The sequence below is a fragment of the Plantibacter sp. VKM Ac-2876 genome (assembly GCF_015350715.1).
GTDB classification, from domain to species: domain Bacteria; phylum Actinomycetota; class Actinomycetes; order Actinomycetales; family Microbacteriaceae; genus Plantibacter; species Plantibacter auratus.
On the sequence record NZ_JADKSI010000001.1, the window covers coordinates 878,987 to 900,238 of the forward strand.

At 70.7% G+C, this 21,252-nt stretch carries 22 protein-coding genes; 13 read left to right on the forward strand and 9 right to left on the reverse strand.

Features of this window, described 5'->3' with window-relative positions:
- Positions 1–12: 12 nt before the first annotated feature.
- Complete coding sequence (locus ITJ62_RS04285) at positions 13–1,182, forward strand: zinc-binding alcohol dehydrogenase family protein (RefSeq protein WP_370581811.1); 1,170 nt, start codon at positions 13–15, stop codon at positions 1,180–1,182.
- A 25-nt stretch (positions 1,183–1,207) separates the two neighbouring features.
- On the opposite strand, the gene ITJ62_RS04290 is transcribed toward ITJ62_RS04285, so the two are convergent.
- Positions 1,208–1,792 (reverse strand): NADPH-dependent FMN reductase, encoded by a 585-nt coding sequence (locus ITJ62_RS04290; protein ID WP_194599829.1) that lies wholly within the window; start codon positions 1,790–1,792, stop codon positions 1,208–1,210.
- Positions 1,793–1,827: 35 nt separating this feature from the next.
- On the opposite strand from ITJ62_RS04290, the gene ITJ62_RS19275 reads away from it, so the two are divergent.
- Complete coding sequence (locus tag ITJ62_RS19275) at positions 1,828–2,940, forward strand: GrpB family protein (protein ID WP_370581812.1); 1,113 nt, start codon at positions 1,828–1,830, stop codon at positions 2,938–2,940.
- 51 nt (positions 2,941–2,991) lie between these two features.
- Here ITJ62_RS19275 and ITJ62_RS04300 read toward each other — a convergent pair whose 3' ends face one another.
- Together ITJ62_RS04300 and ITJ62_RS04305 are read right to left on the reverse strand one after the other, a co-directional pair.
- Positions 2,992–4,266, reverse strand: a complete 1,275-nt coding sequence (locus tag ITJ62_RS04300; protein ID WP_191940086.1) for a threonine/serine exporter ThrE family protein — start codon at positions 4,264–4,266, stop codon at positions 2,992–2,994.
- 50 nt (positions 4,267–4,316) lie between these two features.
- Positions 4,317–4,523 (reverse strand): hypothetical protein, encoded by a 207-nt coding sequence (locus ITJ62_RS04305; RefSeq protein ID WP_191940085.1) that lies wholly within the window; start codon positions 4,521–4,523, stop codon positions 4,317–4,319.
- A gap of 143 nt (positions 4,524–4,666) precedes the next feature.
- Here ITJ62_RS04305 and ITJ62_RS04310 point away from each other — a divergent pair, with 143 nt between their 5' ends.
- Together ITJ62_RS04310 and ITJ62_RS04315 are read left to right on the forward strand one after the other, a co-directional pair.
- Positions 4,667–4,879, forward strand: coding sequence for a DUF2945 domain-containing protein (locus ITJ62_RS04310; protein ID WP_064295385.1), 213 nt, complete (start codon positions 4,667–4,669; stop codon positions 4,877–4,879).
- Between the two features lie 69 nt (positions 4,880–4,948).
- Positions 4,949–5,857 carry a cation diffusion facilitator family transporter gene (locus ITJ62_RS04315; RefSeq protein ID WP_194599830.1) on the forward strand — a complete coding sequence of 303 codons (909 nt, stop codon included), beginning with the start codon at positions 4,949–4,951 and terminating at the stop codon, positions 5,855–5,857.
- Between the two features lie 21 nt (positions 5,858–5,878).
- Here ITJ62_RS04315 and ITJ62_RS04320 read toward each other — a convergent pair whose 3' ends face one another.
- From ITJ62_RS04320 to ITJ62_RS04330, 3 genes are all read right to left on the reverse strand, one after another.
- Positions 5,879–7,066, reverse strand: coding sequence for a methionine synthase (locus tag ITJ62_RS04320; RefSeq protein WP_194599831.1), 1,188 nt, complete (start codon positions 7,064–7,066; stop codon positions 5,879–5,881).
- Positions 7,067–7,112: 46 nt separating this feature from the next.
- Positions 7,113–7,316: a hypothetical protein gene (locus ITJ62_RS04325; RefSeq protein ID WP_124768057.1), complete on the reverse strand. Its 204-nt coding sequence runs from the start codon at positions 7,314–7,316 to the stop codon at positions 7,113–7,115.
- Between the two features lie 160 nt (positions 7,317–7,476).
- The gene (locus ITJ62_RS04330; protein WP_194599832.1) at positions 7,477–8,031 is read right to left on the reverse strand and encodes a GNAT family N-acetyltransferase; all 555 of its coding nucleotides are present in this window, start codon (positions 8,029–8,031) and stop codon (positions 7,477–7,479) included.
- Positions 8,032–8,117: 86 nt separating this feature from the next.
- On the opposite strand from ITJ62_RS04330, the gene ITJ62_RS04335 reads away from it, so the two are divergent.
- The 7 genes from ITJ62_RS04335 (at position 8,118) to ITJ62_RS04365 (ending at position 16,788) form a co-directional block, all read left to right on the forward strand.
- Complete coding sequence (locus ITJ62_RS04335; RefSeq protein ID WP_194599833.1) at positions 8,118–8,846, forward strand: alpha/beta fold hydrolase; 729 nt, start codon at positions 8,118–8,120, stop codon at positions 8,844–8,846.
- Between the two features lie 139 nt (positions 8,847–8,985).
- Entirely contained in the window at positions 8,986–10,338 is a 1,353-nt protein-coding gene (locus tag ITJ62_RS04340) for a cytosine permease (protein ID WP_194599834.1), read from the forward strand.
- 81 nt (positions 10,339–10,419) lie between these two features.
- Entirely contained in the window at positions 10,420–11,973 is a 1,554-nt protein-coding gene (locus ITJ62_RS04345; protein ID WP_194599835.1) for a hydantoinase/oxoprolinase N-terminal domain-containing protein, read from the forward strand.
- Entirely contained in the window at positions 11,970–13,073 is a 1,104-nt protein-coding gene (locus ITJ62_RS04350) for a DUF917 domain-containing protein (RefSeq protein WP_194599836.1), read from the forward strand. Before ITJ62_RS04345 ends, ITJ62_RS04350 begins: the two co-directional genes overlap by 4 nt.
- Positions 13,070–14,218 (forward strand): DUF917 domain-containing protein, encoded by a 1,149-nt coding sequence (locus ITJ62_RS04355; protein ID WP_194599837.1) that lies wholly within the window; start codon positions 13,070–13,072, stop codon positions 14,216–14,218. Before ITJ62_RS04350 ends, ITJ62_RS04355 begins: the two co-directional genes overlap by 4 nt.
- Positions 14,219–14,227: 9 nt before the next feature.
- Positions 14,228–15,283: a DUF917 domain-containing protein gene (locus ITJ62_RS04360; RefSeq protein ID WP_194599838.1), complete on the forward strand. Its 1,056-nt coding sequence runs from the start codon at positions 14,228–14,230 to the stop codon at positions 15,281–15,283.
- Complete coding sequence (locus tag ITJ62_RS04365) at positions 15,280–16,788, forward strand: CdaR family transcriptional regulator (protein WP_064295396.1); 1,509 nt, start codon at positions 15,280–15,282, stop codon at positions 16,786–16,788. The genes ITJ62_RS04360 and ITJ62_RS04365 overlap by 4 nt, the downstream gene beginning before the upstream one ends.
- A gap of 73 nt (positions 16,789–16,861) precedes the next feature.
- On the opposite strand, the gene pdxY is transcribed toward ITJ62_RS04365, so the two are convergent.
- Complete coding sequence (gene pdxY, locus ITJ62_RS04370) at positions 16,862–17,710, reverse strand: pyridoxal kinase PdxY (protein ID WP_194599839.1); 849 nt, start codon at positions 17,708–17,710, stop codon at positions 16,862–16,864.
- Positions 17,711–17,880: 170 nt separating this feature from the next.
- On the opposite strand from pdxY, the gene ITJ62_RS04375 reads away from it, so the two are divergent.
- A complete protein-coding gene (locus ITJ62_RS04375) occupies positions 17,881–18,891 on the forward strand; it encodes a diacylglycerol kinase family protein (protein WP_194599840.1) in 1,011 nt (336 codons plus the stop codon).
- A gap of 11 nt (positions 18,892–18,902) precedes the next feature.
- Here the strand turns inward: ITJ62_RS04375 and ITJ62_RS04380 are convergent, their stop codons facing one another.
- Entirely contained in the window at positions 18,903–20,246 is a 1,344-nt protein-coding gene (locus tag ITJ62_RS04380) for an MFS transporter (protein WP_194599841.1), read from the reverse strand.
- 5 nt (positions 20,247–20,251) lie between these two features.
- A complete protein-coding gene (locus ITJ62_RS04385; protein ID WP_138945899.1) occupies positions 20,252–20,530 on the reverse strand; it encodes a hypothetical protein in 279 nt (92 codons plus the stop codon).
- A gap of 89 nt (positions 20,531–20,619) precedes the next feature.
- Between ITJ62_RS04385 and ITJ62_RS04390 the strand changes: the two genes are divergently transcribed.
- Positions 20,620–21,135 carry a GNAT family N-acetyltransferase gene (locus ITJ62_RS04390; RefSeq protein ID WP_079704517.1) on the forward strand — a complete coding sequence of 172 codons (516 nt, stop codon included), beginning with the start codon at positions 20,620–20,622 and terminating at the stop codon, positions 21,133–21,135.
- Positions 21,136–21,252: the final 117 nt, after the last annotated feature.

Here is a 21,252-nt window from a genome sequence, read left to right on the forward strand (position 1 = left end):
AGGTGTAGAGTGATGGCACATCGTGTCATCATCGCCACGCCAATCCGCAACACCCTTGGAGACCTCATGCCGACGAACACCGCAGCCTGGCTGCCAGCACCCCGCGCGGACCTCGTCGTCGGTCCCGCCGCGATGCACGAACCCGGCCCGGGCGAACTCCTCATCCGGAACCGTGCGGTCGCGGTGAACCCGCTCGACGACGTCAAGCAGCAGACCGGGAACCTCATGTACCGGTGGCTCCCCTCGCCCGCAGTGCTCGGTGAGGACGTTGCAGGCGAGGTCGTGGCCGTCGGGCGGGACGTCCGTCGCTTCGCCGTGGGCGACCGCGTCGTGGCCTACGCGGTCGGCATGGAGCGCGGTCGGCGCCATGACGCCGAGGGCGGGTTCCAGCAGTTCACCGTCGCGCGGGCGGACCTCGCTGCCCCGATCCCGGACGGTCTGCGAGACGAGGACGCGGTCGTCCTGCCGCTCGGGATCTCCACGGCCGCGACCGCCCTCTTCCAGCGCGACCACCTCGCGCTCCCCCACCCCTCGGAGCACCCCACCCCCACCGGGACGACCGTCGTCGTCTGGGGCGGCGCCACGAGCGTCGGCAGCAACGCCATCCAGCTCGCGGTCGCCTCCGGCCACCGGGTCGCGACCACCGCCTCGCCGCACAACCACGACCGGATGCGCGAGCTCGGCGCCGACATCGTGCTCGACTACCGCAGCCCGACCGTCGTGACGGATCTGGTCAGCGCCCTCCGCGGCTCCTCGGTCGTCGGCGTCCTCGCCGTCGGGACCGGCTCCGCAGAACCAGCCGTCGCCGTCGCCGCCGCCACCGGGGCACGCCGCGTCGCACTCGCGAGCCCGTCGGTGTCGTTCGGGTCGTTGCCGCGTCGGGCCGGCCCGAGTCTGACGTTCGTCCGCACCATGACCCGGCTCGTGGCGGCCAACGTCGCGCTCCAGATCCGTGCCCGTCGGGCGGGGATCTCGGCGCGGTACGTGTGGGGCAGCTCGCTCATGACCAACGAGGTCGGGCCGATGCTGTGGGAGGACTACCTGCCGGGCGCGCTCGCCGGCGGACGACACGTCTGCGCGCCAGCCCCCGAGGTGGTCGGCGACGGCCTCGAAGCGATCCAGCCGGCCCTCGACCGACTCCACGGCGGCGTCTCAGCCCGCAAGCTCGTCGTGCGGTTGTGAGGCGCGGGACCGTGACGCTCCGCCCTCACACCTCCCAGACCGAGCGGTAGCTCCGCTCGGCGAGGAGCGCCGACAGCTCCGCGTGCACGCTCATCGTCTTCGCGAGACGTTCGGCGCGGTCTGCCCTCAGCACCTCGGGACGCTCCCAGTCCCGCTCCGACAGGTAGGCCGTGTACGGGTTGATGACGCACTTGAAGTCCAGCATGAGCGACTGCCCGAGCGCGGCGGTCGCCATGTAGCTGTGCGGCAGGCCGGCGGCGCAGACGAAGGTCACGACCTTGTCGAACCAGGCGGCGAGCCTGCCGTCCTCACCGGTCGCGCCGGTCGCCTCGATGAGCGACTTCACCGTCGCGGCCGGTGCCCAGTTGTAGACCGGGAAGGCGAGGACGACGCCGTCGGCAGCCGTGATCGACGCATGCAGCCGACGGAACGCAGGGCTCTCGAAGACCCGGTCGTTGTCGAACGGCGGCAGTTCCATCTCGGCCAGGTCGATGACGGACGAGTCATGACCCTGCTCGCGCAGCAGCTCGCTGCTCGCCGAAGCGAGGGTCCGGCTCCGGCTCGCCGGATCGAGGCTGCAGGAGATCACGGGCAGGTTCAGGGCGGCCATCCCTCTACGCTAGCCCGGCAGCCGACGCGGTGCGCATGACCGGTGTGCGAGGGTGGAGCATGCTCTCGCCGCAGTCACTCAGTGAAGCCGACCGCCGTCTCGTCGCCTCGTGGGCCGCCGATTGCGCCGAGCGGGTGCTGCCGCTGTTCGAAGCGGAGGCCCCGGACGACGATCGTCCGCGTGACGCGATCGCCCGCGCGCGGGCATACGCGAGTGGCGAGCTCGACACCGCCGGTGAGATCCGCCGACGCTTCGTCGCCAACCGGGCCTCGCAGGTAGTGCCCTCGTCCGCAGCCAAGGCCGCCGCGTGGTCGGCGGGGCAGGCAGCAGGTGTCGCGCACATGGGCGCCCACGCGCTCGGTGCCGCCGCCTACGCGGCGAAGGCCGCCGAGTTGCACCGGGCCGGAGCAGGCACGGCCGAGATCGCCTGGCAGCTCGAACACGTGAGTGCCCCGGTCCGGTCGGCACTCCGGCTCCTGCCGGCACTCGGCACCGATCCGTCAGGGCCGCTCGGCAGCGGGCTGCTGGCATCGGGGGTGCTCGGAGACAACATCCGCGCCATCCAGAACGGCTTGCGCCGACGCCCCCACCGCCCGGACGTCACGACACTCGAGCTGGTCGGAGGCCCCGAGCCGGTCCGGGTCGAGCTGCACGACGCCGACCCGGAGTGGCCCGAGCGGTACCGGGAGCACCGACAGCGGATCATCGACGCCCTCGGAACGAGCGCGGGCGGACCCAGCGCCGTCGCGATCGAGCACATCGGATCGACCTCGGTGCCCGGACTCGCGGCGAAGCCGATCGTCGACATCGTGGTCGCCGTGGAGGACATCACGGCAGAGGAGGACTACCTCGACCCCCTGCTGGCCGCTGGCTACGTGCTGCGCGTCCGCGAACCCCGTCATCGGATGGTCCGGACGCCGGGGCGCGACGTCCACGTGCACCTCTATGAACAGGGCGCGCCGGAGATCGACGAGTACCTCCTCCTCCGCGACCACCTGCGTTCCGACGCCGACGACCGCGCGCTGTACGAGCGCACCAAGCGGGAGCTGCTCGGGAGGTCCTGGGACGACATGAACGACTACGCCGACGCGAAGACCGAGGTCATCCTCGCGATCAAGGCGCGAGCGCGGGCCGCGCTGAACCGCTGAGTCGCCCGAATCCGCACGAACTCGGCACCGTTTCGGACCATTCCGGGCGACTCAGGGACGGGCGGTCGCACGCACCGGCGGGATGACGACCCCCGTCAGGACCGCCGCCGTCTTGACGCCGACGCAGAGGCTGATGAAGACCGTCAGCGCCGCTGTGACCGCTGAGCCTTCGAGCGTCGCGAGGGAGACCAGTCCCACGGTGCCCGGCACGAGCATGAGCAGGGCCGGCTGGAACGTGACGTTGGACGGCACCGCCGCCGAGTACCGCTCGACGATGCGAGCGACGACGAACACGAGCCCGGCGGTGAGGCCCGTCGCGACCGCGTTCCCCACGAGCGGGGCGAACAGGACGATGCCCGCATAGGTCAGCGCCATCACGCAGATGGTCAGCAGCGTCAGGGAGCGGCCCGAGCCGAACGCGATCCCGATCCCGGCCGCGAGCATCACGACGCCGATCCACGTGAACCAGAGGGGCGGGACCGACTCCCACCCGACCAGGTCCGAACTCCCGCGGACGACCTGACCGACGAGCGCCGTCGAGTCGGGGTCGATCGACAGGCCGGTGAGCAGCGCCCCGGCCGAGATCCCGGCCGCCATGAAGGCGAGCACGATGAGCCCGTACATCAGGCGCGCCGAGCCCGTCACGATGTCCGTCGCCGTCAACTCCAGCAGGGCGTTGGTGATGAGCGCGCCGGGCACGAGGATCGCGATCGGCGCGCAGACGGCGAACAGCGGCACGGGGCCGAGATCCATCGCCGATGCGAGCGTCCCGACGAGCGTCGTCGACACGAACGCCGTCACGAACGGGGCGATCGCGACCGCTCCCCGCCACCGCGCCAGCAGGGTGATGACGAGGCCGACGAAGGCACCGACGAGCATGGATGCGACGATCGCCCACCATGGGCAGCGGAACAGCAGCGCGAGCCCTCCGGCGAGCAGCAGGTTCCCGACCACCCAGTGCATCGACGCATGCGGTCGTGGCGTCTCCCGGATCGACTGGATACGGGCCGGCAGGTCACCGACCGGCCAGTGTCCGAGCTCGAGTTCGCGCATGAGCCGGTTCGCCCGGGCAGCCCCGCGGAACGACAGCTCGCCGTGCGTGTTGCCGGCAGCGAGCACCGCGCCGGTGCGTACGTCGTTCACGATGATGAGCTGCGGCAGCACCGAGAAGGCCAGGCCCTCGTCGCCCGATGCGACCGTGGCGCGCTCCAGGGAGTCGCGGACGTCGGTGACGGAGGTGCCGGCGTCGAGGAGCAGGCAGCCGAGCGCGCTGTAGGCGTGCGCAGCGGTCCTGCGGTGCTCATCGGTCGCGGCGTCGTCACTCATCCCGCCAACGGTACGCGAGATTCGAGGAGCGCCCGCGGCTGCCGCAGGCCTCAGCGGCGGTTGCGGAGGGCGACGGCTCCGGCCACACCGAAGTACAGGCCGGCGAGGATCGGGACGATGACGATCCACCAGAAATGGAAGCCGAAGTCGCCGTGGGCGTTCGCGATGGCGACCGGGATGAGCGCCACCCCGAGTACGACTCCCACGATGCCGATGCCGAGCGCGAGTCGGGGTCTTCCCGGAGTGAACGAGGCCATGGGGACACGCTATGCCCGCGGAGCCCCTGGGCCTCGGGGGATATCCCCTGCGCTCGCGCGGCGCAAGCGCTTGTCCGGCCGCCGACACGCTGGCATCGTCGCTGTCACGTCGCGCGCGCGGCGTGGAGCGCCGAGGAGGCAGCATGGCAGACGTACGAGTGGGTGACCGCGTGTCCTGGGGCACCTCGCAGGGGCGGACGCAGGGGAAGGTCGTCGAGCGGAAGACCGCGGACTTCCAGTTCGACGGCCAGCACTTCACGGCGTCGAAGGACGAGCCCGCGTTCATCGTGGAGTCCGAGAAGACCGGCGCGAAGGCCGCACACAAGGGCTCCGCGCTACGCGTCCTGAAATCCTGAGGCCCTGACCGCTGTCGTCCGGACGTCCGGGCGTACGCGGCGCACCCCGGCTGGGCGTAGCGTTGGCGCATGACCGTCGTGATCGCCTTCCTGGCCAACGTCATCGTCGCCATCGCCAAGTCCATCGTCGCCGCGCTCACCGGGTCGGCGTCGATGCTGGCCGAGGCCGCGCACTCGTGGGCCGACGCGGGGAACGAGATCTTCCTCCTCATCGCCGACAAACGGGCCGACAAGCAACGAGACGCCGCACATCCACTCGGCTATGGCCGTGACGCGTACATCTTCTCGCTGTTCGCCGCCTTCGGGATCTTCACCGTCGGTGCGGTCGTCTCGATCCAGCACGGCATCCAGAGCCTCACCGCACCGGAGGCGATGGAGAACTACGCCCTCAGCTACCTCGTGCTCGGCGTCGCCTTCCTCCTGGAGGGCTTCTCCTTCACTCAGTCGATCCTCGAGGGTCGGCGCACGGCGAAGAAGTACGGCCGCGGCTTCTTCGACTACATCGTGAACGGATCCAACACGACGCTCCGCTCGGTGTTCTTCGAGGACTCCGCAGCACTGCTCGGCCTCATCATCGCCGGGGCCGGCATCGGCCTCCACCAGGTGACCGGCGACCCGGTGTGGGATGCGATCGGCTCGATCGCGATCGGCGTCCTGCTCGGCGGGGTCGCGCTGCTGCTCATCAACCGCAACCGGCGCTATCTCCTCGGAGCCTCGCCGAGCCCCGCCTACCGCGCGCAGACCATCACCGCGCTCCTGTCGCACCCGGAGATCGAGCGGGTCACGGCGCTGTACCTCGAGTTCAGCGGACCGGAACGTCTCTTCCTCGTCGCGTCGGTCGACCTCGTCGGGGACGACCGCGAGAACGACGTCGCGCGTCAGCTCCGCCGGCTCGAAGGCGACCTCGAGCAGGACGACCTCATCGGCAAGGCCGTGCTCACGCTCTCGGTGAGCGACGAGCCGTCGATCACCGTCTGAGCGCGACGCCCAGCCGAGGACTCAGGCGCCGAACAGCCGCTTCGACGCGATCGCAGCACCCTCGACGAGCGCACCGAGCTTCGCCCACGCGACATCGGTCGCGACGAACTCGTAACTCGCGAAGGTGGAGAGCCCGCAGTCGGTGCCCGCGATGACGCGCGTCGGATCACCGACCGCTTCGGCGACCTCGACGATGCGGTTCGCGATGACCTGCGGGTGCTCCAGGTAGTTGGTGGTCACGTCGACGACCCCCGGGATGAGGAGCGCCCCCTCGGGGAGCGGGTGGTCACGGAACGCGGGCGCCTCGTGCTGGTGCCGTGGGTTGCCGAGCGGGATGCTGAACGCACCGACCCGCGCCCGGTAGAGGTGCGGGAGGAGCACGTCGACCGGGACGTCGTCCTGGTGCGGCCCCTGCCAGTTGCCCCAGCAGACGTGGAGCCGGACCTGCTCGCGGGGGATGTTCCGGATGGCGTGGTTGAGGGCGTCGACGTGCAGGTCCACGGCCGCGAGGAAATCCTCGAGCGTCGCGTCACCGAACTGGATGACCCGCTCCATGGCGAGGTCCGGGGCGTCGAGCTGCAGGACGTGACCCCGGGCGACGATCGCCTCGTACTCGATCCGCAGTTGCTCGGCGAGCGCGAACACGTACGCCCGGTCGTCGCCGTAGAAAGGGTTCGCGGCGTCGAGCAGCAGCGTCGTCGACACGATCCCCGGCGTCGCCGCGGAGAAGAAGGTGCCGGCAGGTGTGCGTCCCTGGTCCGCCTGCACGGCGAGCTCCCGCTCGAAGCCGTCCAGATCGGCGGTGATGCCGGACAGTGTGGGGTCGTACACGAGCTGCCCCTGGGCCATCGGCGGATCCCACACCCGTGCGACGTCCGCACCCTCGACGATCTGCTTCGCCTGGAACGCTGCGTAGTCCGGGAATCGCACGGAGTCGAGCGTCGGCTTGCGGTGTCCGGCTCCACCGAACCCCTCGATGCGTTCGAGGACGTACGTCGAGAACCCGACGCGCGGGACCTCGCCGTCGTTGATGAGATCGAGACCGGTGGCGAGCTGTGCGGCGACCGTCGCTGCCACCGCATCCGCCGTGACCTCTTCGAGCTCGGCCACGTCGAACGGCCGCCGCTGGTCGCGCGCCACGAGCAACCGGGTCAACTCGGGCGTGCGCGGCAGGCTCCCGGCGTGCGTGGTCAGGATGCGGTCGGTCATGCGAGAGCTCCTCGGTGCGTGGCGCAGGTGGATGTGGACGGCACGCTCACGCCATGCAGGGAGCCCACTCCTGATTGGACAGTTCCCGCTGCTCGTTCTCGGTCTGGAGGAGCCAACCGGTCTTCGTCGCGCCTCGGTACTGTCCGCTCACGAGGTCGGCACACCAGGAGCGACCGTCGAAGGCCCACCGGACGAAACTCGCCTCGCTCCCCTTGCGCAGGAGCGGGCGTTCGCGTTCTACCTGACTCATGTGTTCCATCTCGACCGTGGCTGACATATCTTCCAACCGTATCGAGGAACGTCGTCGGTGAACAGACTGCTTGCGTTTCGCGGCCGGTTGCCCGAAAATACCCGGTCGCGCCCGGAAGCGACGTCCTTCGACGAGCTCGGAGATCGAGCGCAGCGGTCGTTCAGCCCACGAACACGCGGAGCGCCTCGTCACTGAGCGCCCGGTCGGCGAACACGAGGCGCACGGCATCGGGATCCGGGTTGCCCGCGTCGGGGCCACGCCAGACGACCTCCAACCCTGCGCGTTCGGCAGCCCGTCGTGATCCCTCGTTGTGCTCCAGGAGGAACGCCACCACGGGCAGATCCGGTGCCGACGCCGACGCCGCGGCTCGCGCGGCCGCGATGAGCTCCTGCGCGTATCCGCGCCCCCAGGCCGCGGGCGCCAGACGGTAGTACAGGTTCCAGGCGAGCCCTCCCCGCAGGCTCGGGCCACCGATGCCGACCAAGGCACCCGTCGCGGTGTCGCGCGCCACCCACACGTCGAGTCCGTTCGCCTCCCAGCCGGCCTGGTACCGCTCGATCAACGCGCGGGTCTCGTCGAGCGCCGTGTGTCGGGCGGACGGCAGGTGCGCCCAGACCGCGGGGTCGGCATGGAGCTCGTGGAGCTCCGGCAGATCGCGCTCGGTGGGACGCGCGAGCGTCAGTCGTTCCGTCAGGGTCGGCGGCGCGTCGGTCATGCCTTCCATTCTGCTCTCTGGGGCGACACGCCTCGCAGCGCGGCGTCGCCGCGTAGAGTCGTCCCCAGCACCGACGGAGGAGGGCCATGCGACTGCACGTCGAGGAACGCGGGCACGGCCCGGTCCGGATCGCCCTCATCCACGGGTTCCTGGCCGACGGAGCCGCATGGACCGACGTCGTCGCAGCGTCCGACCCGGAGCGGTACACGTTCCTGCTCGTCGACCTGCGCGGTCACGGCTCCAGCCCACGCGCCGATCGGACCCGGGGCGAGCGCTACGACATCGCCTCACTCGTGGCCGACCTCGTCGACACGCTGCCGACCGGCCTCGACGCGATCGTGGGCCACTCCCTCGGCGGGCGGCTCCTCATCGACATCGTGGGGCCGCTCCGGCCGGCGCACGCGATCTACCTCGATCCCGGGTTCGGGCTGAAACTCCCCGGCCGCGGCCTCGGCGCACGACTGTTCTGGGCCATCCCGGGGCTACCACGGCTCCTGGCCTGGCTCTACGACCGCACGGACCCCGCGACGGGTCCCGCGAACGTCGCGCTCGCCGAGGCCGCCCATGCCGCGTGGGACCGCTCGATGGTCGCGGAGGTGCTGCAGGACGTCGCAGCGAACCCCGTGACGCCGTCGGCGCCGACCGTCCCATCGACGCTGGTGCTGTCGGACGACGCGAAGCTCGTCCTTCCGAGAGCCGACGTCGAGCGCTACGAACGGTTCGGCTGGACCGTCACGCGGTTCCCGGGGATCCGCCACGACATGGCGGCGCTTGACGGAGCACGGACCTTCGAGGTGATCCAGGCGTCGCTCTGAGCGCCAGCGGACCGGAGCGCTTGTGCAGAGTGCTGGTTCGAGGATCGGATTCCTGCATCATGCACATTCTGCTGCGGGCGGGCCGTCAGTAACGTTGCCGCCACCCGCACCGCTCCCTCCCCCACTTCTGGAGACCAGCATGGCTCGCATGGCACACGCAGACGACTTCGCCCTGTCCCGCGTCCGTCCCGACGCACAGAAGCCCTGGTTCGGCATCGCCGTCCAGCGCTTCGGACAGGTGTCGGCCCTGTCCCAGTTCCTCCTCGGCGCCACCCTCGGCTACAGCATGACCTTCGGCGAGGCCTTCCTCGCCCTGCTCCTCGGCTCGATCATCCTCGAGGTGATCATGTGCATCGTCGGCATCATCGGCCAGAAGGAGGGCCTCAACACCGCGCTCCTCGCCCGCTGGACCGGCTTCGGCGAGATCGGCGCGTCACTCGTCGGACTCGCGATCGGCATCAGCCTCATCGGCTGGTTCGGCATCCAGAGCGCGATCTCCGCCGAGTCGCTCGACGCCCTCCTCCCCGGCTTCATGCCGGTGTGGGCCTGGAGCCTCATCTTCGGCCTCGCCGTCACCGCCATCGTCGCCTACGGCTTCAAGGGCATGCAGTGGCTCGCGAACATCACGGTCCCGCTGTTCCTCATCCTCGTCGGCTGGTCGATCATCAGCGAACTCACCCAGCACGACTTCATGGAACTCGTCACCGGCCCGGCACCCGGCCCCACCATGAGCGTCTGGGCCGGCACCGGCATCGTCGCGGGCGGCCTCATCGTCGGCGCCATCATCACCGCCGACATGACCCGCTTCAACCGGTCCCGCGCCGACGTCATCAAGCAGACCGTCGTCGGCGTCTCGCTCGGTGAGTTCGTCATCGGCCTCTCGGGCGTCCTGCTCGCCCACGCCGCGGCCTCGGGCAACGTCGTCGCGATCGTCACGTCGTCGGTCGGGCTCATCGGCCTCATCATCGTCATCACCGGCACGCTCAAGATCAACGACTGGAACCTGTACTCGTCGACGCTCGGACTGGTCAACTTCATCTCGACCGCGTTCGGCAAGAACCTCAACCGCGTGACCACCACCATCGTGCTCGGTGTGGTCGGCTCCATCCTCGCGGCGGTCGGCATCCTCGGGCAGTTCTCCGGCTTCCTCATCATCCTCGGCGTCGCCTTCCCGCCCATCGCCGGCATCATGGTCGCCGAGTACTTCATCGTGAAGCGCTGGCGCGGTGAGCTCGACGAGACGCGCGCCTCGGGGCGCCTGCCCACGACCGCCCCGCGCATCGTCCCGGCGACCATCATCATCTGGGCCGTGTCCGCGATCACCGGCTACTTCGTCACCTGGGGCATCCCGGCCGTCCTGTCGCTCATCCTCTCGATGGTGCTGTACGTCGCCGCCGGCAAGCTCGGCCTGGTCCGAGGTGTCGGCGTCGCCCACACCTCGCAGATCGAGGCGGACGTGACGACGGACAGCCCCGCCACCGCCTCGAGCTGATCCGCGGGACGCCCGTTCCGTCCCGCCAGACCGTTCCACCGCACACCGCTCCACCGCACCAACAGAAAGCGAACCCCTCATATGCACATCGGTATCGATGTCGGCGGCACCAACACCGACGCCGTGCTCATGGACGGCACCACCACCCTGGCGGCCGTCAAGCACGCGACCACCCCGGACGTGACCGACGGGATCGTCCAGGCGATCGGCGAACTGCGGAGCGGACACCACTTCGACGGCGACCAGATCACCGCGGTGATGATCGGCACGACGCACTTCATCAACGCCCTCGTGCAGGCCAAGCGGCTCGCACCCACCGCGGCACTGCGCCTCGGCCTCCCGGCGACCCGCGCACTGCCGCCGCTCGTCGATTGGCCGGCGGAGCTCGTCGAGGCGATCAGCGCACGCAGCTACCTCGCGCACGGCGGCTACGAGTTCGACGGACGCCCCATCTCGCCGATCGACCCCGACGAACTGCGGGCACACGCCGAGGACATGCGTACGAACGGCATCCGTTCCGTCGCGATCTCCTCCGTCTTCAGCCCCGTCAACCATGACCTCGAGGTCGAGGCGGCGCGGATCGTCGGCGAGGTCCTCGGCCCGGACGTCGCCATCTCGCTCTCGCACGAGATCGGGCGCATCGGCCTCCTGGAACGCGAGAACGCGACGATCATCAACGCAGCCCTGCGCGAGCTCGCCTCGGAGATCGTCGACGGGCTCACCGCCGCCGTCCGGAAGCAGGGCATCGAGGCGCCCATCTTCCTCAGCCAGAACGACGGCACGCTCATGGACGAGGACTACGTGCGCCTCTACCCCGTCGCGACGTTCGCCTCCGGCCCCACCAACTCGATGCGCGGGGCGGCACTGACGAGCGGACTGGCGACCTGCGCGGTCGTCGACATCGGCGGCACGACGGCGGACATCGGCCTGCTCATCAACGGCTTCCCCCGCGAGACGGCGAACGAGGTCAAGGTCGCCGGCATCCGCACCAACTTCCGCATGCCCGACGTCCTGTCCATCGGCATCGGCGGCGGCAGCATCGTCGACGAGGAGACCGCCGAGGTCGGCCCGGCATCCGTCGGGTACAAGCTCATGACCGAAGCCCTCGTCTTCGGCGGCAGCACCCTCACCGCGACGGACATCGCCGTGGCCGCCGGTCGCGCGTCGATCGGCGACGCGTCGAAGGTCGCCCACCTCGACCCGGTCTTCGTGGAGCGCGTCCTCGAGCGGATCGGCGAACGCATCGCCGAGGCCGTCGACCGCATGCGCACCTCCCCCGAGCCGATCCCCGTGGTGGCGGTCGGCGGCGGGTCGATCCTGCTCTCAGACGAACTCCCCATCTTCGGCGCCGTCCACCGGCCCGACAACTACGCCGTGGCGAATGCCATCGGTGCTTCCATCGCGCAGGTCGGGGGCGAGATCGATAAGGTCTACGCCATCGAACCCGGCCGGCGTGAGGAGGCGATCGCCGAGGTCCGTGCCGAGGCGATCGACAAGGCGATCGCGGCCGGCGCCTCCCCCGCGTCGGTCGCGATCGTCGATTTCGACGAGGTCCCGATCCCCTATCTCCCCGGGAACGCCACGCGCATCCGGGTGAAGGCCGTCGGCGACCTCGACATGGGAGGCCTCCGATGAGCTGGACCATCTCGGCCGAGCTCATCCCCGGCCTCGCCCGCGGTGCGGCCGTCCTCGGGACCGGCGGCGGCGGTGACCCGTACATCGGCGCGCTCCTCGCCGCGCAGGCGCTCCGCGAGCACGGCGACGTCACCGTCGTCACCCTCGACGAGGTCCCCGACGACGCGCTCGTCCTCACCGTCGCGATGATGGGCGCCCCGACCGTCATGGTCGAGAAGCTGCCGAGCCTCACCGAGGTCGTCGCACCGGTCCACGCCCTCAGTGCCTCTCTCGGTCGCCCGGTCACGCACATCGCGTGCGCCGAGGTCGGCGGCGTGAACTCGACCATCCCGATCGCCGCAGCCGCAGCGCTCGGACTCCCCCTCATCGACGCCGACGGGATGGGGCGGGCCTTCCCCGAGCTGCAGATGGTGCTCCCGACCCTGTACGGCATCGACGCCTCCCCGCTCGCGTTCAGCGACGAGAAGGGCAACACCGGCGTCCTCACGACCGTCGACAACAGCTGGACGGAACGCATCGCCCGCGTCGCCTGTGTCGAGATGGGCTGCTCGGTCATGATCTCCGGCTTCCCGATGTCCGGCGCGCAGGCACGCGAGGCGCTCGTCGCCGACTCGCTGTCGCTGTGCCGCGAGATCGGCGACGGCATCGAAGCGGCCCGAGCCGAGAAGGCCGACCCCGTGGAGCGGACCGTGCAGCTGCTCGGCGGTCGCGAGCTGTTCTCCGGCAAGGTCGTCGACGTCGAGCGCGCGACCACCACCGGGTTCGCCCGAGGTCGCGCACGGATCGACGGGGTCGACGCGAGCCTCGAGCTGTCGTTCCAGAACGAGCACCTCATGGCGGCGCTCGACGGCGTCACGCTCGTGACGACGCCCGACCTGATCATGGTGCTCGAGCACGACTCCGGCGAGCCCATCACCACCGAGGGGCTCCGCTACGGACAGCGCGTCCGCGTGATCTCGGCGCCGAGCGACGACCGCTGGCACAGCCCCGAGGCGCTCGCGATGGTCGGGCCGAGGTACTTCGGGTACGAGGTGCCGTCGCACCGCTTCGACGGCACGGCCGAGACGCCTGCGCCGGACGCGCCGGAGGTCGCCGCATGAGCTGGACCCTGACCGCGGACGACCTGCCCGACCTCGCCCGAGGCGCCACGCTCCTCGGGACCGGCGGCGGCGGCGACCCGTACATCGGCATGATGCTCGTGAAGCAGGTGCTCGGCGACCGATCCATCACGATCCTCGACCCCGACGACCTGGACGACGACCTCTTCGTCATCCCCACCGCGCAGATGGGCGCTCCGACGGTCATGGTCGAGAAGATCCCGGCCGGGTTCGAACCGACACTCGCTCTGCGGACCCTCGAGGAGCACCTCGGGCGCACCGCCGACGCGACCATGCCCATCGAGTGCGGTGGCATCAACTCGATGATCCCGCTCATCGTCGCCGCCGAGACCGGGCTGCCGGTCGTCGACGCCGACGGCATGGGACGCGCCTTCCCGGAACTCTCCATGGAGACCTTCGCGGTGTACGGCGTGCACGGTTCGCCGCTCGCCATCGCCGGGGAACGCGGCGAGCGCGTGATCATCGACACCGGCGACGACGACCGACAGATGGAGTGGTTGGCGCGCGGCATCGCGATCCGACTCGGCGGTGTCGCCCACATCGCCGAGTACGCGATGAGCGGGGCGGACGTGCGTCGCACCGCGGTGCCGCGGACGATCTCCATGGCGCTGGCCCTCGGCCGGGCGATCCGGGTCGCGCGCGAGGAGCACCGTTCACCGTTCACCGCCATCGCCGACACGCTCTCCACGACGCTCTACTCCCACGTGCGGGAGCTGTTCGTCGGGAAGGTGGCCGACGTGGAGCGTCGCACCACCGAGGGCTTCGCCAAGGGCACGGCCGTCATCTGGTCGGCCGACCCGTCGAGCTCCGAACGCCTCGAGATCTCGTTCCAGAACGAGAACCTCATCGCACGGTGGAACGGTGAGGTCGTCGCGATCGTGCCGGACCTCATCTGCATCGTCGACCACGAGACCGCCGAGCCGATCACCACGGAGGGCCTCCGCTACGGCCAACGGGTCCGGGTCCTCGGGATCTCGACGCCGGCACTCATGCGCACGCCGGACGCACTGCGCGCCTTCGGGCCGACCGCGTTCGGGCTGACGGAGCCGTTCGTCCCGGTCGAGGGCGAGGCGATGGCCGCGGAAGCCGCGGATGCGTTCGCCGCTGGTCAGGCGGTCCGAGCCTAGGCTGAGGGCATGCCGACCCTCCTCGAGCGCGATCGCCTCCCCGCCCTGGCGACGGGGTTCGCGATCCTGGGCTCGGGAGGTGGCGGCGCGACGACGATGCTCGAGCTGGCGCTCCGCGACGAGCGCGCCTGGCCGTTCGACCTCCACAGCGTCGACGACCTCGACCCGGAGACGCCGTGTCTCGCCGTCGGCTTCGTCGGCTCGACGATGTTGCTCAGCGAGCGCCTCCCCGGCACTGATCCGTTCGGGCGGCTGATCGGAGCTGCGGAACGCTGGCTCGGACACCGCATCCCGGCCATCTGTTCGTTGGAGGGTGGCGGGGTCAACGGGCTCACCCCCTTCGCGTTCGCCGCGGGGAGGACCATCGTCGACGCCGATCTGACCGGACGCGCCGTCCCCTCGCTCGACCAGATGTCGATCCTCGTGGACGAGGTCCCGGGCATCGTCGTCACCTGCGACACCGGTGCCGGCGGGGTCGCACTCGTCGAGACCGAGCGGGCCCTCGACATCGAACGCGTCGTCCGCGCGGCGATCGTGCAGGCCGGCGGCAGTGGCGGCATGGTGTTCGCTGGCTTCACCGTCGGCGACCTCCGAGCGCACGCCATCGTCGGGAACGCCGCTCGGGCACTCGAGCTGGGCGGGGCGTTCCTCGCACGGATCGACGGCCCGCTGACCGCCCTGGCCGAGTCGCTGGGCGGACGGCTCCTCGCGGAGGGACGGGTCAGCAGCGTCGAACCGGACTCACGGGACCCGCACGTGCTCACCTTCGGGATCGACGGGAGCAGTGGCGCGCTGCACCGTCTCGTCGCCCGCTCCGAGACGCTCGCGTTCATGACCGACGGACGACTCGAAGCCGCCGCGCCGGACCTCATCGTCGTGGTCGACGCGGTCTCCCGGGACATCCTCGAGGTCACGGCGATCTCGATGGCGAGACACGTCGCCGTCATCCGGGTCGACGGTCCGGACTGGTGGTCCGGCTCCCCGGAGCGACTCCGCCATGTGCTCCCGTCCGCCTACGGCCTGGACGAGCTCGACGAGGTCCGAACCGACGAGGTCCCGGCATGAGCGATCGCCTGCAGTTGGGCGCGCTCCTCGCGCACCCCGACAACGGCGGCGTGCGGCTCGTCGCCGGCCCGGCCGACGCCAATTGGGCCGGCGTGGTGGTCGAGACGAACGAGGCGGCCCTCCCCGAGGACGGCGCCGGTCGACTCGCCGTGGTGACCGGCGTCCCGCCCACGAGGCCGTGGCAGCAGGACGCACTCGTCCGTCGCACCCGGGATCGCGGCTTCCTCGCCCTGGCGATCCCGGAGGCCGACGGCTTCGGCGCGGGGACACGCGCGCTCGCCGACCGACTCGGCTTCTCGCTCCTGCACGTCGACCGACCGATGCTGCTCGCCAAGGCGTGCTGGCAGCTCGTCGAGGCCCGCGACTCCCTGACCCTCGGGTACGTCCGCAAGGTCGCGCAGTCCATCGAGTACCACGCCGAGGGCCTGGCCGACCTCCTCCGCCACCTCTCGACGAGTATCGGCCACGGGATCGCCCTCATCGACAGCGAAGGGGTCCTGCTCGAGGCCGGCGGGCGGTTGCCGTCCGAGGTGCACGCGGCGATCGACTTCGGCCCCTGGGTCGACCTGACGAAGGCCGGGCGCGGCGCGGCGGCATCGGTCCGGGTGGACAGCCCGAGTCGGGAGGGCCTCAGGGTCGCGTTCTTCGGGGACGGCCTCGACGACCGACAACTGAGCGCGCTCGCGGTCGCCGCCGAGGTCGCCATGCCCGCCGTCGCGGCGCGGATCCTCATCGACGAGGTGGCCGAGGTCAGTGACGCGTCCGTGTCGTCCGGCGTCCTGCGGGACTTCGTGGACCTCCGAGGCCGCCCCGATCCCGACGTCGAACGCCGCATGCTCGAGCGGGGCTGGCGGACGACCGGCTACCACCTCGCGTTCCGCATCGTCGGCCGGAGCCGGGTGGACGCCCTGCAACTCCTCCGCTTCGTGACCGGCGCGCTCGGGCGGATCGCCGTGGACTCCCACGCGACGACGAGCGGACGCGGGGTGAGCGGTTGGCTGACCTTCGCCGAACCGCCGGAGCCGCCACAGGTCGAGCGGTACATCGCCGCCCTCCGCGACCTGCACGTCGAGGCGCGGCGCTCGTTCAACGTCGCGACGGCCGTCGGGTCGCTGGCGAGCGGATCGGCGGGCTTGACGTCATCGCTCGGCGAGGCGTCCGACGCGGTGCGCATCGCCGCGAACCGGTCCACGACGGGCTGGTTCGTGCGAGTCGACGGCCTCGGCCTGGAGCAGCTGCTGCTCGCCTGGACCGGCAACGACACCTTCGTCCCGGCTGCGCGGTCGCTCCTCGCACCGTTGCAGACCGGCAACGGCGAGCTGCTGACGACGCTGTCCGCCTACCTCGACCACGAGTCCGCGGTCGCGCCGACGGCCGCCGCGCTCGGACTGCACCGCAACACCGTCGCGACGCGGATCACCCGCGCGCAGGAGCTCCTCGGCGTCGACATGGCGGACCCGGAGGTGCGCCTCGCGCTCCACCTGGCCTGCCGCGCCGTGCGATGAGTGTGGGTCGCTGCGTCGCCCAGAACTGCACGGAAATCGCCCGGATCCGAACGGATCCGGGCGACTCAGCGGCTCAGACCGCCGTCGCGGTGAACTGCATCCGTGGGCTCGCGTAGCAGTCCTGCGCCTCCACGAGCTGCAGCTCGCGCTGGCCGGAGCGGTACGTGAGCTCGACGAGGTCGAACACACTCGACGCCGTGCGCTCGAGGGCGAGCTTCGCGTCGCGGGTCTCGCCGTAGTGCGCGGCGAACAGGGCGGCCGTCACGTCGCCGGAACCGTTCGCCTTGAACGGCAGCAGCGGCGTCTGGACGATCCACCGACCGGCGTCGTCCACGACGAGCATCTCGATCGTCTCGGGGTCTCGGTCGGGACGCTCGACGCTCGTCACCAGGACGACCGACGGGCCCATCGCGCGCGCGAGTTCGACCGACGCCAACGTGGACTCGAGCGAGGCGGGCTCGGTGCCCGTGAGGAAGCCCAGCTCGAACTGGTTCGGCGTGATGATGTCGGCGTTCGGCACGACGCGGTCGCGCAGCAGGTCGGGGATCTCCGGGGCGACGAAGCACCCGGACTTCGCGTTGCCCATGACCGGGTCGCACGCGTACAGCGCGTCGGGGTTCGCCGCCTTGACCCGCTGCACCGCGTCCACGATGACGTCGCCGATGCCGACGCCGCCCTGGTAGCCCGAGAGCACGACGTCGATCTGCGGGAACGCACCGCGCTCCTCGACACCGGTGATGACCTCGCCGACCTGCTCGGGCGAGATGAGCGGCCCGCGCCACGCGCCGTACCCGGTGTGGTTCGAGAAGTTCACCGTGTTGACCGGGATCACCTCGACGCCGATGCGCTGGAGGGGGAACACGGCCGCGGAGTTGCCGACGTGCCCGTAGGCCACGGCTGACTGGATGGAGAGGATCTTCACGATGTCGCAATCATGATGGGGAGGCCGCCGCGGACACTGCGTTCGTGGCGGGCATGGACGGTGCCTGCAAGGACTCAACGATACTCTTCCGCCGCCTACAGAACCCACGTGCCGCGTCAACCCGTGAGCGGGATCCCCCTCGCCCGCGTCTCCGCTCCTATGCTGATCGGATGACGACTCCTGAGAGCACGACCGCGCCGAGCGACACCACGGCGACCAAGACCGCCGCCGTCATCTACAACCCCGTGAAGGTCGACCTCGACGCACTCCGGGAGTCGGTCGACCGCTCCGCCGCCGACGCTGGCTGGGGCGAGTCGCTCTGGTTCGAGACGTCGGTGGAGGATGTCGGCCAGGGCGTCACCGCCGAGGCGATCGCCGCGAAGGTCGACCTCATCATCGCGGCCGGCGGCGACGGCACGGTGCGTGCGGTCTCCGAGGCCATGCGCGGGAGCGACATCCCCCTCGCGTTGTTGCCGTCCGGCACCGGCAACCTGCTCGCGCGCAACCTGAACCTCACCCTCAACGACCTGCCCGGATCCGTCGTCGCGGCGTTCACCGGCGACGACAAGGCGATCGACCTCGGTGTCATCGACATCGAGCGTGCCGACCACTCGCGCGACCGCCACGTGTTCGTCGTCATGGCCGGCATGGGCATCGACGCGAAGATGATCAAGAACACCGACGACGACCTCAAGGCGAAGGCCGGCTGGGCCGCCTACGTCGACGCGATCGTGAAGTCGCTGCGCGATCCGGACGAGCTGCACCTGCGGTTCCGGATCGACGACGAGCCGCAGGTCCGCGCCACCGTGCACACCGTCATCATCGGCAACTGCGGCTCGCTGCCCGCCAACATCCTGCTGCTGCCGGACGCGGTCGTCGACGACGGACTGTTCGACCTCATGTTCATGCGCCCCGGTGGGATCCTCGGCTGGATCCGGATCTGGGCGAAGGTCGCGTGGGTGAACGGTGTCCTGCGACGGACGAAGACCGGCCGGGCGCTGGCCGGCAAGAAGAAGGACGACGACGACCTCCAGTACGGCACGGCGAAGCGGTTCGTCGCCCGGATGTCGAAGCCGGAGGAGATCGAACTCGACGGCGACGGCTTCGGCAAGGCCATTGCGATCAACACCTGGATCGAGCCGGGTGCCCTCACCGTCCGCGTTCCGGCTGCGGCGGAGTAGCTCGCGCGCCCTCAGCTCACCGATGGGCGCGGGGTGACCCGCCGGGCCCAGAGCAGCACGGGGATGAGCAGGAGGGCGAGCACACCGCCCGCGATCGACAGCGCGCCGTAGCCGACACCGGCCATCACGACGCCGGACATGACACCGGCTCCAGCACCGGCGAGCGCGATGAGGACGTCGAGCGTGCCCTGGGTGCGGGCCCGGTTGGCGGGCACGGTGTGGTCGACGACGAGCGCGGTGCCCGCGATGAGCCCGAAGTTCCAGCCGAGTCCGAGGAGGGCGAGCGCCAGGATGAGCAGGCCGAGCGAGTCCGCCGGCGCGAGTGCTCCCGTGACACCGGCGAGCAGGAGGGTCACGCCGGCGGCGATCGCCATCGGGGTGCGGCCGATCCGGTCGACGAGGACGCCGGTCACGAGCGAGGGGAGGTACATCGCGGCGATGTGGATCCCGATCACGAGCCCGACCTCGCCGAGGCCGTGGTGGTGGGCCCGCATGTGCACCGGCGTCATGGTCATCACCGCCACCATGGCGATCTGCGTGACCACCATGACCGCGGCGCCGACGTAGGCGCCGACGCCGGGGCGTGGGCGTGCGGCGGTCGCCGGCGATGCCTGCTTCGACCCCACCTGCTCCGCGCCGGTCTGCTCCGCGGCGGTCCGCTCCACCTCCAGCTGCGCGAGCTCGGCGTCGAGACGGCGGGCGAGGAGGAACGGGTCGGGTCGGAGCAGCACGAGGAACGCCGTCCCGGCCGCCAGGTAGGCGACCGCGGCGAGGAGGAACGGCCCGGCGAGCGATGGCAGCCCGAGGCCGGTCGCGAACGCTCCCAACGGTTCGACGAGGTTGGGCCCGGCGACGGCGCCGAGCGTGGTCGACACCATCGCGACGCTGATCGCCGAACCACGTCGGGCCGGGGTCGCGAGATCGGTCCCGGCGTAGCGCGCCTGGAGGTTCGTGGCCGTGCCCGCGCCGTAGACGAAGAGCGACAGGAAGAGGAGCGGCACCAGGGCGGTGGTGGCGGCCACCACCACACCGATCGCGCCGACGCCACCCGCCGCGAATCCGAGTCCGAGCCCGATGCGCCGGCCGAGCCGCTGGGTGACGCGCCCGACGAGGAAGGCGGTGAGCGCGGAGCCGAGGGTCAGGAGCGCGGCTGCGACGCCCGCGAGGCTCATGCTGCCGAGGACGTCCTGCACGAGGAGCGCCCCGACCGTCACCCCGGCGGCGAGACCGGCGCCGCCGAGGACCTGGCTGATGACGACGACCGTGAGCGTCCGCCGCTGGACGCGGGCGCGCTCGGCGGCGATGGCAGCTCTGGCGTCGGTCTCCCGGGAATCGCTCTCGCCGCGCTGGCTCATGCTCGTCAGCGTCGCGTGGAGATGCGACCGTAGGCGTCGACCGTCACGATGAGCGACTCGACCTTGCGGTTCACGACGCGGATGATCACGACGATGAGCCAGAGCCCGCCGGTGATGAGCGTCAGGATCAGGTTCCAGAACCAGCCGATGCGCTTCTGCCGCTGCAGCACGGCCTGCTGGCCCTGCACCGACGACACCGTCCAACCGCGCGCGGCGTAGCGGGCGACTTCGGCGTTCAGGACGGCGGTGAGCTGCTCCATCGGGAGCGGAGTGGAGGAGGACATGCCTCGAATCTACCCGTCGCGGGCAACAGGCCCCTGAGCCCGACACCGTCGGTCCCTGAGCTCGTCGAAGGGCGCTCTACGATCGATGTATGCGCATCCGTCTCGCCGAACCCGCCGACCTGCCTGGCGTCCTCGCCATCCACACCGACGCCGTCGCGAACGGTGTCGCGATCTGGACCGAGGTCACACCCGACCTCGCCGAGCGCGAGGCATGGCTCGCCCGCCACCAGGAGCCGGGCCGGGTCGCACTCGTCGCCATCGCCGACGGCCCTGACGACGCGCTCCCCGAGGGTGACGTCCTCGCCTACGGCAGTTACGGTCCGTACGCCGCGAAGGACGGGTACCGCCACACCGTCGAGAACTCCGTGTACGTGCACCCGGACGCACAGGGGCGCGGCCTCGGCAAGGCGCTCATGGTCGAGTTGCTGGAACGCGCCACGGCCGACGGCCACCACGTCATGCTCGCCCTCATCGAGGCCGAGAACACCGCATCGATCGCCCTGCACACGAAGCTCGGGTTCGAGCAGGTCGGCCTGCTGCCGGAGGTCGGGACGAAGTTCGGCCGCTGGCTCGACCTCGCCATCCTGCGCCGCACGCTCGCCTGAGCCATCCCGCTGGTTCACAACTCCTGCTCGCATCGGTCGCACATTCGCAGATCGGCTCAGCCCCGGCGTGCCGCTGCGCTCCCGCGACGAAGTGCAGGAGTTGTGAACCGACGGGAA

What these genes read in the sequence shown, in the direction of transcription:
- ITJ62_RS04285 (WP_370581811.1), top strand. Translation starts at nt 13, where the DNA reads ATGGCACATCGTGTCATCATCGCCACGCCAATCCGCAACACCCTTGGA.
- ITJ62_RS04290 (WP_194599829.1), bottom strand. Translation starts at nt 1,792, where the DNA reads ATGGCCGCCCTGAACCTGCCCGTGATCTCCTGCAGCCTCGATCCGGCG.
- ITJ62_RS19275 (WP_370581812.1), top strand. Translation starts at nt 1,828, where the DNA reads ATGACCGGTGTGCGAGGGTGGAGCATGCTCTCGCCGCAGTCACTCAGT.
- ITJ62_RS04300 (WP_191940086.1), bottom strand. Translation starts at nt 4,266, where the DNA reads ATGAGTGACGACGCCGCGACCGATGAGCACCGCAGGACCGCTGCGCAC.
- ITJ62_RS04305 (WP_191940085.1), bottom strand. Translation starts at nt 4,523, where the DNA reads ATGGCCTCGTTCACTCCGGGAAGACCCCGACTCGCGCTCGGCATCGGC.
- ITJ62_RS04310 (WP_064295385.1), top strand. Translation starts at nt 4,667, where the DNA reads ATGGCAGACGTACGAGTGGGTGACCGCGTGTCCTGGGGCACCTCGCAG.
- ITJ62_RS04315 (WP_194599830.1), top strand. Translation starts at nt 4,949, where the DNA reads ATGACCGTCGTGATCGCCTTCCTGGCCAACGTCATCGTCGCCATCGCC.
- ITJ62_RS04320 (WP_194599831.1), bottom strand. Translation starts at nt 7,066, where the DNA reads ATGACCGACCGCATCCTGACCACGCACGCCGGGAGCCTGCCGCGCACG.
- ITJ62_RS04325 (WP_124768057.1), bottom strand. Translation starts at nt 7,316, where the DNA reads ATGAGTCAGGTAGAACGCGAACGCCCGCTCCTGCGCAAGGGGAGCGAG.
- ITJ62_RS04330 (WP_194599832.1), bottom strand. Translation starts at nt 8,031, where the DNA reads ATGACCGACGCGCCGCCGACCCTGACGGAACGACTGACGCTCGCGCGT.
- ITJ62_RS04335 (WP_194599833.1), top strand. Translation starts at nt 8,118, where the DNA reads ATGCGACTGCACGTCGAGGAACGCGGGCACGGCCCGGTCCGGATCGCC.
- ITJ62_RS04340 (WP_194599834.1), top strand. Translation starts at nt 8,986, where the DNA reads ATGGCTCGCATGGCACACGCAGACGACTTCGCCCTGTCCCGCGTCCGT.
- ITJ62_RS04345 (WP_194599835.1), top strand. Translation starts at nt 10,420, where the DNA reads ATGCACATCGGTATCGATGTCGGCGGCACCAACACCGACGCCGTGCTC.
- ITJ62_RS04350 (WP_194599836.1), top strand. Translation starts at nt 11,970, where the DNA reads ATGAGCTGGACCATCTCGGCCGAGCTCATCCCCGGCCTCGCCCGCGGT.
- ITJ62_RS04355 (WP_194599837.1), top strand. Translation starts at nt 13,070, where the DNA reads ATGAGCTGGACCCTGACCGCGGACGACCTGCCCGACCTCGCCCGAGGC.
- ITJ62_RS04360 (WP_194599838.1), top strand. Translation starts at nt 14,228, where the DNA reads ATGCCGACCCTCCTCGAGCGCGATCGCCTCCCCGCCCTGGCGACGGGG.
- ITJ62_RS04365 (WP_064295396.1), top strand. Translation starts at nt 15,280, where the DNA reads ATGAGCGATCGCCTGCAGTTGGGCGCGCTCCTCGCGCACCCCGACAAC.
- ITJ62_RS04375 (WP_194599840.1), top strand. Translation starts at nt 17,881, where the DNA reads ATGACGACTCCTGAGAGCACGACCGCGCCGAGCGACACCACGGCGACC.
- ITJ62_RS04380 (WP_194599841.1), bottom strand. Translation starts at nt 20,246, where the DNA reads ATGAGCCAGCGCGGCGAGAGCGATTCCCGGGAGACCGACGCCAGAGCT.
- ITJ62_RS04385 (WP_138945899.1), bottom strand. Translation starts at nt 20,530, where the DNA reads ATGTCCTCCTCCACTCCGCTCCCGATGGAGCAGCTCACCGCCGTCCTG.
- ITJ62_RS04390 (WP_079704517.1), top strand. Translation starts at nt 20,620, where the DNA reads ATGCGCATCCGTCTCGCCGAACCCGCCGACCTGCCTGGCGTCCTCGCC.